This window comes from Acidovorax sp. SRI_002, from assembly GCF_057586455.1.
Genome location: NZ_JBYCZW010000018.1, coordinates 1 through 849 on the forward strand (window position 1 = coordinate 1; position 849 = coordinate 849).

Sequence of the window (849 nt, forward strand, 5' to 3'; positions counted from 1 at the left end):
ATTGTTTCCAATACTGGAACAGTTAGTTTGCGACTCGGTGGTTTTTCTTTGGACTTCACCCGCGTACAGTTCAACCCATCGATGAGCCGAACCCGCAAGGCGACTCACCGAACCCGGTTCAGGAATGGTTTTTTGACCCGGCTTTTTTGAGACGCTTTTTAACTTCCAAGGATTTTCATCATGAACAACACCGCCCGCTTCCTCTCCATCGCTGCCGTTGCCGCTTTCGCCTCTTTCGGCGCACAGGCTGACGAAGCCGATGCTTCGCAATTCGCTACCAAATTTGAAACCAACCGCACCCGCGCTGAAGTGCAGGCAGAAGCCGCCAGCGTTGCCCAGACCCGCTCCATCGAGCCGGCAGGCTCGCGTGTGTTGACCTACACGTCCACGGCTGACCGCGCTGCCGTGCGTGCCCAGGCTGCCGAAGCCCTGCGAGCTGGCCAGATCCCTTCGGGTGAGCGTGGTTGATTCTTGTTGAATCCACGGTTCACACGTTTTCGTATTGCCAAGTACCTCGTCCCTATTTTTTGAATTTCACTGGAGTTTCACCATGAACAAGTCTGTCCGTTTCCTCTCTATCGCCGCTGTTGCCGCTTTCACTGCTTTCGGCGCCCACGCTGACGAAGCCGATGGTTCGCAATTTGCCCTGAAGTTCGACACGAACCGCACCCGTGCCGAAGTGGCCGCTGAAGCCGCTACCGTGGCCCAGACCCGCAGCATCGAGCCTGCTGGTTCGCGTGTGGTGACCTACACGTCCACGGCTGACCGCGCTGCTGTGCGCGCCCAGGCTGCTGAAGCCCTGCGCACTGGCAAGATCCCTTCGGGCGAATTCAGCGCCATGTAATTCGC

The 849-nt window shown here is 57.8% G+C and carries 2 protein-coding genes; both read left to right on the forward strand.

Translation table 11 applies throughout. The features are described from left to right. The first annotated feature begins 180 nt into the window (after positions 1-180). Positions 181-468 (forward strand): DUF4148 domain-containing protein, encoded by a 288-nt coding sequence (locus AC2YJX_RS26205; RefSeq protein WP_121419970.1) that lies wholly within the window; start codon positions 181-183, stop codon positions 466-468. Positions 469-550: 82 nt separating this feature from the next. Continuing rightward, positions 551-844, forward strand: a complete 294-nt coding sequence (locus AC2YJX_RS26210; protein ID WP_121419969.1) for a DUF4148 domain-containing protein — start codon at positions 551-553, stop codon at positions 842-844. Positions 845-849: the final 5 nt, after the last annotated feature.